This is a genomic window from Pedobacter sp. CFBP9032 (assembly GCF_034045265.1).
Taxonomy (GTDB): Bacteria; Bacteroidota; Bacteroidia; order Sphingobacteriales; family Sphingobacteriaceae; genus Pedobacter.
The window spans coordinates 236,341-245,178 of the sequence record NZ_JAXCWE010000009.1; the positions used below are offsets into that span (position 1 = coordinate 236,341).

Sequence of the window (8,838 nt, forward strand, 5' to 3'; positions counted from 1 at the left end):
TATTGAATTTTTGAATGATTGATTTAATGAATGTTTTTCTAGCGATTGTATTATTTGCATATTCACTCATTCTATCATTCAGTCATTCTCTCACTTCACTTCTACTGCTCTTTTTTCTTTAATCTGATTTAGGAATTCTTCTGCCTGGCTGAAGTAACTATTGGCAAATGCTGCTGTAGGTTCATTCTTATTTATTTGTAAAACCAGATCCGAAAAATTGGTTGACAGGTTAAATTCACCTGTTTCTACATAGTGATTATCAAATTCCCTGATTACGCCAACTTGTGTGCTGCTATTTATTCCTTTATCTAAAAGCAAAGATTTTGCTGCGCTTACGAATGTGCTGTAGGTATGGTAAATCGCATCTGCATAAGCACCTTTTTGTAAATTCTGTTTTGCCCATCCAAATTTTTCATCAGCCTCTAAAAGTAACGTAGCCACTAAATCGATCACTACTCCAGCACATTCACCCACACCAATGGCGGTAACAAATTGCTCAACATGCCCCCAGTCTACAAACTCTTCTTGTTGAAGATTCGTTAAATCTGCCAATGGCTTTAACAATTGATAAAAATGATCCTTCCCTTTTCGGTCATAGTATTGGTGAAAACTTTCATCCGCTTCGTTATTCGCCTTGAAATCATTTAAGATGAAATGCAAAACACTTGTTGCTCTTTTTGAAGGCACTTTAATTACACGTTCTGCAACGCGACCAACACCATTCCCAACTGTCCCGCCTCCAAGCATTACCTGAACTGCCGGAACCACTTTACCTTCAGCTTTTACTGAACTTCCGTGGAAACCAATTTCTGCTAAACCATGCTGACCGCAAGAATTCATACAGCCGCTGATTTTAATCTTGATATTTTTTTCGTATATAAATTCAGGGAAATCGGTGTAAATCACTTCCTCCAATACCTCAGCCAAAGTCATCGAATTGGAAATCCCCAAATTACAGGTATCCGTTCCCGGGCAGGTAGTTATATCAGCCAAACTATCAAAGCCAGCAGTTGTAAAACCGATTTTGTTCAAGGCTACATATAGCGATGGCAAGGCCTCTTCGCGAATGAATTTCAACAATAATCCCTGGTTTTGAGTAATCCTGATTTCATCTGCCACATACGGTTTAATAGCCTCTACAAAAGCCCTCGCTTTATCGGTTTTGATATCGCCAACCTGCACTTTGACATAAACGGCATAAAATCCTGCTTGCTTTTGTGGCACAACATTCGTTGCCGACCAGTGTTTATAATGCGCTTCATTTAAGATCTCAACATCATTGTATTGCTGCTGCTGAGGAATTTCAGGCTGAGGTACGGTATCTCTATCAATCGTATAAGTCTTTACTTTGTTTGCTATGCGTTCTTCGGCAACTAAACGCAATACTTCCTCTAAACCTAACTTTTGAACTAAGTATTTTAAGCGTGCTTTATTTCTATTGGTCCGTTCGCCGTATCGATCAAATACCCGAAGTACCGATTCTGTAAAAGGAATTAATTGATCTTCGTGTAAAAATTCTTCAATAGGGCTGGCCAAAAACGGCTGTGCACCTAAACCTCCTGCAAATAAAACTTTGAACCCGCGCTCCCCATTTTCATTAATTTTCGGAATAAAACCTAAATCATGAATGTAACTGAAGGCTGTATCTTTATCACTTGATGAGAATGAAATTTTAATCTTTCTGCCCATTTCCTGACAAATCGGATTCCGCAGGAAATATTTAAAAACGGCATGGGCGTAAGGCGAAACATCAAATGGCTCATCTTTATCTATTCCAGAATTTGGCGATGCGGTTACATTGCGAACGGTGTTTCCACATGCTTCGCGAAGGGTAATGTCATCTTGTTCCAGCTTTGCCCAAAGTTCTGGAGTACGGTCTAAACTTACATAATGCAACTGAATATCCTGACGGGTAGTAAGGTGCAAATTTCCGCTGCCGTATTCATCAGCGATATCTGCAATCCGGAGCAATTGTTTAAAGGTGACCTTGCCGAAAGGGAGTTTAATGCGAATCATTTGTACGCCAGGCTGTCTTTGTCCGTAAACCCCGCGGGCTAAACGTAAGCTCCTGAATTTTTCATCGTGAATGGTCCCATCGCGAAAAGCTTTAATCTTATTCTCTAAATCAATAATGTCTTGCTCGACAATATTGTTTTCGAGTTCTGTTCTGAAACTTTGCATATATGTTGTTAGCTTTATTCAAAAAATGCCTCTCTTTTACTGAGAAGCATCCAATATTTTATACCTATAAATTATTCAAATACCCTCTTCTACTTTGTTTTACAACAATAGCACATTGATTTGGCGCTGGTATTTTTAACTATAGATTTGAAGTTCATTTTTCAAATATATAAAGTATATAGGAATAGTAGTAATTTTTCTGAAAAAAGTTTAGAATTTAAGGTTGGGTAAACAAAGCGTTCAGTGCCAAATAGATAAGTTATATTCTTTTAAACTAAGTGGGATCAATAATTAATAGCATTACTTTTTATTGGTGTAACTTGATTTAGCTGAAGGTTATGATAAATAAATATCAGTTAATTTAACCATGTAAGACATATAGACATGGAAGTTCGATAGCCTACAAAACTACGTTAGTGCCTACAGAATAGTGATTAAGAAAAATGATAACTTAAACCATATGAGATTCCAAAGGTTTAAATGCTTTAAAACTTTGATTGTATTCCTGCCGTTCAGATTAACGCACCAAAACCTATATTTTCTTACATGTCTTAGGTGGTTCAATTTTTTATCCTATAACGCTTTGGCTAAAAAACTAAGTTTAGCACCCAAAGATTAACAATTAGGAAAAATGGTAACCATGTAAGACATATAGATATTGAAGCTCGATAGCCTAAAGAACTATGTTAGTTGTCCAAAAAATTAGTGATTAGGAAAATGGCAACTTAACTATACAAGATTTAAAAGGTCTAAATGCTCCAAAACTTTGATTGTAGTCTGCCGTTCAGACTAACGCACCAAAACCTATATTTTCTTATATGTCTTAGGTGGTTCAATTTTTTATCCTATAACGCTTTGGCTAAAAAACTAAGTTTAGCACCCAAAGATTAACAATTAGTAAAAATGGTAACCATGTAAGACATATAGACATTGAAGCTCGATAGCCAAAAAAACTACGTTAATACATGCAGAGATTAGTAATTAGTAATTAGTAAAATGGCAACCTAACTATACAAGATTCCAAAGATCTAAATGCTCTAAAACTTTGTTGTCCTACCATTCCGACTAACGCACCAAAACCTATATTTTCTTATATGTCTTAGGTGGTTCAATTTTTTATCCTATAACGCTTTGGCTAAAAAACTAAGTTTAGCACCTAAAGATTAGAAATTAGGAAAAATGGTAACCATGCTAGACATATAGACATTGAAGCTCGATAGCCTAAAAAAACTACGTTAGTACATACAGAGATTAGTAATTAGGAAAATGGCAACTTAACTATACAAGATCTAAATGCTCTAAAACGTTGATTGTAGTCCTACCGTTCCGGCTAACGCACCAAAACCTATATTTTCTTGTATGTCTTAGGTGGTTCAATTTTTTAATCTATAACACATAAGAATTAAGTGCTATGGCTAAAAAACTAGGTTACTACCTAAAGATTAGTAGTTGGGAAAAATGGTAATTTAACCATGTAAGACATATAGACATTTGAGCTCGATGGCCTAAAAAACTATGTTAGTTGTCCAAAAAATTAGTGATTAGGAAAATGGCAACTTAACTATACAAGATTTAAAAGGTCTAAATCCTCCAAAACTTTGATGATAGTCCTACCGTTCAGCCTAACGCACCAAAACCTGTATTTTCTTATATGTCTTAGGTCGTTCACTTTTTATTCTATAATATAGAAGAATTAAGCACTTTGGCTAAAAAACTATGAAGCTGACTATATTGTTTCGATACCCAATTTCAAAGTATCTTCGCGGCCAATTACATCAGCAATACTGGTTTCGCTTAAAACTTTAAGCGTGGCATCCCTTACATCTATAAAGGCACTTCTGATTCCACAGGTTTTTTCATCTTCACATTCATCACACTTGTGATAAAAGTTAAGACTTGCGCAAGGTACCATGGCAATCGGCCCATCTGTTACACGCATCACGTGCACCAGAAGAATTTCTTCGGGCTTTTTGTTTAAGCTGTAACCTCCTCCTGCTCCTTTTTTGCTATACAGGAAGCCTGCATTACGCAAATCTAAAAGAATCTGTTCCAGAAATTTTTTTGGAATATGCTCCTCCTCGGCAATCTTGGAGATTTGCATAGGTGGTTTTTCTACATTTTTACCAAGCGCAACAAGTGCTTTTATGGCATATTTAGTTTTTTTGGATAGCATATATCTTACAAAGCTAATAAATTAAGTACAATTATGAAATTCGCAACGTTTACAAAAACTTTGAAAGCTAATCTTCGAAAATTGTTAAGATGGCCAATCTAAATTTAATAAATTTTAAAAAGCAGCATATGGCTATTAATCAGGTCTGCGTAAAAATATGCAGCGAACTGAACACAACTTCTTTAGTGAGGGTTTAAAATCTAACTTTGACACCATTTGTAAATTTTCTAATGAAAAAAAGAACCAGTTTTTTACCTGTTTTAGTTGTCGCCCTACTATTTTTTGCCCTTAGTGCTTATGTCGTATCCGGTCTCGGGGTCATCAATCATCAAGAATGGCTGGCACCAGCTTTCTGGGTTTTGATTATCAGTTTAACTGTTGCCCTTATTTTTGCAATTACTCAAATACGGAAAGGGGTAAATAAGTTTTTTACCATCGTAACTCATGCATTTTTAATTGTGCTGGTATCTGAAATGGTTTTCGCATTCTTTCTATTAATTGGAGATCTGTATCGTGTTGTCATGTCCATCACTACTAACTTTCAGCCGCAAGGCTATCAGATTGCCGACAGAAATTATTATTGGGTAGATTTTGCTTTCATTATGTTTTGCCTCACTGTAGTGCTATTTGCTTTTGGTATAACCAGGGGAAAATATGCTTATCAGGTAATCAAACACACTTTATATTTTGATGATTTGCCGAAAAATTTCGATGGTTTTACACTTACTCAGATCTCTGATGTACATGCAGGGAGTTTTACCAAACCCAAGCTTGTTCAAAAAGGAATAGATCTTATCAATGCCCAAAAAAGCGACTTATTTGTGTTCACGGGTGATTTAGTTAATAATGCTGCATCAGAAATTATTCCTTATATCAATCATTTCTCACAGATTAAAGCACCGTTCGGTCAGTTTTCTATTTTAGGAAACCATGATTATGGCGATTATATTAAATGGCCTTCGGAGGCAGATAAGATAAAAAACCTGAACCAACTTAAAGCGTATCATAAAGAATTGGGTTTCAAACTTCTTTTAGATGAACACATTGCACTCGAAAAAGGCGGTGAGACAATAATTCTTGCCGGGATAGAAAACTGGGGTGTAGGCTTCGGCGAACGTGGCGACTTAAATAAAGCGCTGCAAAACACCTCTGTAAATGACTTTAAGATTTTGCTCTCACACGATCCTTCTCATTGGGACGCACAGGTGAAAAACCATCCATCTAAAATTCAGCTTTCATTAGCTGGCCATACCCACGGAATGCAGTTTGGCATTGAAGCATTCGGCATTAAATGGAGTCCGGTAAAATATCGTTACAAACACTGGGCGGGAATTAAAACCGAAAACAACCGCTATCTAAATGTAAACCGCGGCTTTGGCTTCCTTGGCTTTTCTGGCCGAATTGGCATCTGGCCGGAAATTACCGTGATCGAATTGAAAAGAAAAGACTTGCCATCGTAATCACATCCATTAAACAAACTCAACTATGAAAATAGTTGAATTACCCAAAATTTAGCTTATCTTGTTTTTAAAATTATCAAAGATGAAGCTAATCGTATCTATATTACTAACATTTTTTATTTTCGAAGTTCCTACAATCGACAAAGATAAAGAGCGATGGAAACCCTATTACACGGATATTAATCCTAATCAAATAGTAGATAAGTGGCATCTGCCTTTTAACGTTACCGATCGACAGAATGTGTCTAGTATTAAAATCATCAGCATTTTTGGAGATCATCGCGACAGCTATTATAAAGGGCACATTCATACCGCTATCGATATAAATCCGGCAATGGTGAAGACTAAATTAATTGATGTTTATACCATGGCAAATGGAGTGGTTTGCTCCATACATCTGGGCGAAAATCAGAAAACGGTGGTGGTAAAACACAAATTAAAAAATGGTTCTACAATGTTTACCAGTTACAAGCACCTGAAAGAAGTATACGTAAAGACTGGTGATTTCGTCAGCCCGGAAACAAAATTAGCCCGTTTATTTACTAAAGAGGAAAGTAAAAAATATGGTGGCGACTACCATCATTTGCATTTAGAAATCAGGAAGAAATTCGATGATTACGGCTGCGCAAGCTGGCTAACCATGAATAAAGAACAGCTTGATGATCGTTTTTATAATCCACGAATTTTCCTAAAAGCTAACCTAAAATAAATTAATCGTCAGCTTTCTCGCAAACGCCTTCAGCTTCACTACTTTTTGAATAAAACTATAATCCTTTTAGCTACTTCTGCTAAGCCAACAGCTATTAATCCCGCTACTAAACCAATGCCAAACTCTTTAATAATTGGCATCAGGTTCGGCATCAGGTGATGTAAAAACTCGATATTGTGAACGAAAATACCACCAGAAACCAGGATCAGCGCAACTGTTCCTGCAAAACTTAGCACTTTAATAATTACCGGAAGTGATTTAATTAGCAGGTTTCCTACGGCAGAAAGAAACCCTTTATTATCAGCATGTTTAACCAGTTTGTAACCTGTATCGTCCATCCGAACAATTAGGGCAACAATGCCATAAACGCCAATTGTTGCCAAAATTGCAACAACAGAAACGGTTAGAATCTGAACCGTTACGCTTTTATCTAAAACTGTGCCGAGGGCAATAATTACGATCTCTACAGAAAGGATAAAATCGGTTGTTACCGCAGATTTAATTTTAGATTTTTCGGCGGCTTTATCATCCTGAATAACATCTTTAGCTGCTTTAGCTTTGTCGTGGCGATGAAAAAGAAATTCGATTATTTTCTCTACACCTTCATAAGCGAGGTAAAAACCACCTAGAATCAAAATAAACTTAATCGCAATCGGGAAGAAAAAGTTTAACAGCAGCGCGACGGGAACGATGATAATCTTATTGATCAATGAACCTTTAGTGATAGACCAAAGTACAGGAAGTTCACGGGAAGATAGAAATCCAGTAGCTTTCTCCGCATTTACGGCTAAATCATCACCTAAAATACCAGCGGTTTTCTTGGTAGCAATTTTTGCGGTAACCGCTACATCATCCATTAAAGCAGCAATATCATCTAAAATCGCAAAAAAACCTGAGGCCATACTTATCTGTTTATTTAATGGTTGCAAAATATAAATTCAATTTTACAATACCACGAAATTCATAAAGATATTATCAGCCTCAATTGTTTTAATATCCATTTAAATTATCCAATCTATTCCATTTAAGGCACCTATCCTTATCAATAATTCCATTGCAGGTTGATTTAACTAAAACCCATCCTTAATCAATATTGTTCTTTTAATAAACTAAAAAATGAAAGCTATGAATACAGATCCAAGAGAAAACGAGCAGGAAAATGACGACGATAAAGGGCAATCAAGAAAAAGCCCTAATGACACGCATCAGGCAGATGATAATGATGTGCAAAGAGGTTTAACCGGAGAAATCGACGATGAAGAGGACGTTAGTGGCGACCTTGCTGGTAATGCTGGTGGAAATACCTAAGCACTTATTCAGAGTTGTTTATTAGAAGGCTTGTAGATCGTAATGGATGGACAAGCCTTTTGCTTTTACGCAACATAAACGAATGAATTCCATTTAAGCTAAACTTTGCCAATTCGACGGTGTTCTCTAACAAAAGGAATAATCATGGAAAACGAAAAAAAGAAAAAAGAAGATTCGAAAGAAGAAAAAGCAGGTGTAGTACCAGTAGATGATATTAAAGGCAGTGATGCCGATAGTGCCTACGCTGGAGAAGAAAATAGTGCTGAGGAGTTGGCCGAACAACAAACGGGCACAGATGCCGAAGCGGATGATGATAAATAATTTATGACAAAACCTGTCACGGAAACACAGAGGTACACGGAATCAAATTACCTTTTCCGTGCATTTAGTGCTTCCGTGGCAAATACGTTCTTATGCATTATGCTAACATTTCATGATAAAGTTGCCACGGAAACACAGAAGTACACGGAATCTAACTTACCTATTCCGTGAGTTTAGTGCTTCCGTGGCAAAAAGTATTTTATTTACCATGCTAGCCATTTAATAATAAAGGCTGCGGCGGAAACACAGAAGTACACGGAATCCAACTTACCTATTCCGTGAGTTTAGTGCTTCCGTGGCAAAAATATTTTATTCACCATGCTAGCCATTTGATAGTAAAGGCTGCCGGGGAAGCACAGAAATGCACGGAATCCAACTTACCTTTTCCGTGCGTTTAGTGCTTCCGTGGCAAATACGTTCTTTGCATTATGCTAACATTTCACAATAAAAGTTGCCACGGAAACACAGAGTACACGGAATCCAACTTACCTTTTCCGTGCGTTCAGCGCTTCCGTGGCAAATAATATTTTATTCACCATGCTAGCCATTTGATAGTAAAGGCTGAAGTGGAAACACAGAAGTACACGGAATCTAACTTACCTTTTCCGTGCGTTCAGTGCTTCCGTGGCAAAAAATATTTTATTCACCATGCTAGCCATTTGATAGTAAAGGTTGCCGCGGAAACA

At 36.8% G+C, this 8,838-nt stretch carries 7 protein-coding genes; 4 read left to right on the forward strand and 3 right to left on the reverse strand.

What is annotated here, in order from left to right; translation table 11 throughout:
* Positions 1 to 90 precede the first annotated feature (90 nt).
* Together SOM16_RS16990 and SOM16_RS16995 are read right to left on the reverse strand one after the other, a co-directional pair.
* Positions 91 to 2,181, reverse strand: a complete 2,091-nt coding sequence (locus tag SOM16_RS16990; protein WP_320465193.1) for a HEPN domain-containing protein — start codon at positions 2,179 to 2,181, stop codon at positions 91 to 93.
* Between the two features lie 1,726 nt (positions 2,182 to 3,907).
* Complete coding sequence (locus SOM16_RS16995; protein ID WP_320465194.1) at positions 3,908 to 4,354, reverse strand: Rrf2 family transcriptional regulator; 447 nt, start codon at positions 4,352 to 4,354, stop codon at positions 3,908 to 3,910.
* Between the two features lie 230 nt (positions 4,355 to 4,584).
* On the opposite strand from SOM16_RS16995, the gene SOM16_RS17000 reads away from it, so the two are divergent.
* Positions 4,585 to 5,814 carry a metallophosphoesterase gene (locus SOM16_RS17000; protein ID WP_320465195.1) on the forward strand — a complete coding sequence of 410 codons (1,230 nt, stop codon included), beginning with the start codon at positions 4,585 to 4,587 and terminating at the stop codon, positions 5,812 to 5,814.
* An 82-nt stretch (positions 5,815 to 5,896) separates the two neighbouring features.
* Positions 5,897 to 6,523 carry a M23 family metallopeptidase gene (locus SOM16_RS17005; protein ID WP_320465196.1) on the forward strand — a complete coding sequence of 209 codons (627 nt, stop codon included), beginning with the start codon at positions 5,897 to 5,899 and terminating at the stop codon, positions 6,521 to 6,523.
* A 38-nt stretch (positions 6,524 to 6,561) separates the two neighbouring features.
* Here the strand turns inward: SOM16_RS17005 and SOM16_RS17010 are convergent, their stop codons facing one another.
* Positions 6,562 to 7,425 carry a DUF808 domain-containing protein gene (locus tag SOM16_RS17010; RefSeq protein WP_320465197.1) on the reverse strand — a complete coding sequence of 288 codons (864 nt, stop codon included), beginning with the start codon at positions 7,423 to 7,425 and terminating at the stop codon, positions 6,562 to 6,564.
* Positions 7,426 to 7,648: 223 nt separating this feature from the next.
* Between SOM16_RS17010 and SOM16_RS17015 the strand changes: the two genes are divergently transcribed.
* The gene (locus SOM16_RS17015; RefSeq protein ID WP_320465198.1) at positions 7,649 to 7,831 is read left to right on the forward strand and encodes a hypothetical protein; all 183 of its coding nucleotides are present in this window, start codon (positions 7,649 to 7,651) and stop codon (positions 7,829 to 7,831) included.
* A gap of 144 nt (positions 7,832 to 7,975) precedes the next feature.
* The gene (locus tag SOM16_RS17020; protein ID WP_320465199.1) at positions 7,976 to 8,152 is read left to right on the forward strand and encodes a hypothetical protein; all 177 of its coding nucleotides are present in this window, start codon (positions 7,976 to 7,978) and stop codon (positions 8,150 to 8,152) included.
* The last annotated feature ends 686 nt before the right edge of the window (positions 8,153 to 8,838 follow it).

Coding starts and splice junctions, on each gene's coding strand:
- SOM16_RS16990 (WP_320465193.1), bottom strand. CDS start 2,181: ATGCAAAGTTTCAGAACAGAACTCGAAAACAATATTGTCGAGCAAGAC.
- SOM16_RS16995 (WP_320465194.1), bottom strand. CDS start 4,354: ATGCTATCCAAAAAAACTAAATATGCCATAAAAGCACTTGTTGCGCTT.
- SOM16_RS17000 (WP_320465195.1), top strand. CDS start 4,585: ATGAAAAAAAGAACCAGTTTTTTACCTGTTTTAGTTGTCGCCCTACTA.
- SOM16_RS17005 (WP_320465196.1), top strand. CDS start 5,897: ATGAAGCTAATCGTATCTATATTACTAACATTTTTTATTTTCGAAGTT.
- SOM16_RS17010 (WP_320465197.1), bottom strand. CDS start 7,425: ATGGCCTCAGGTTTTTTTGCGATTTTAGATGATATTGCTGCTTTAATG.
- SOM16_RS17015 (WP_320465198.1), top strand. CDS start 7,649: ATGAATACAGATCCAAGAGAAAACGAGCAGGAAAATGACGACGATAAA.
- SOM16_RS17020 (WP_320465199.1), top strand. CDS start 7,976: ATGGAAAACGAAAAAAAGAAAAAAGAAGATTCGAAAGAAGAAAAAGCA.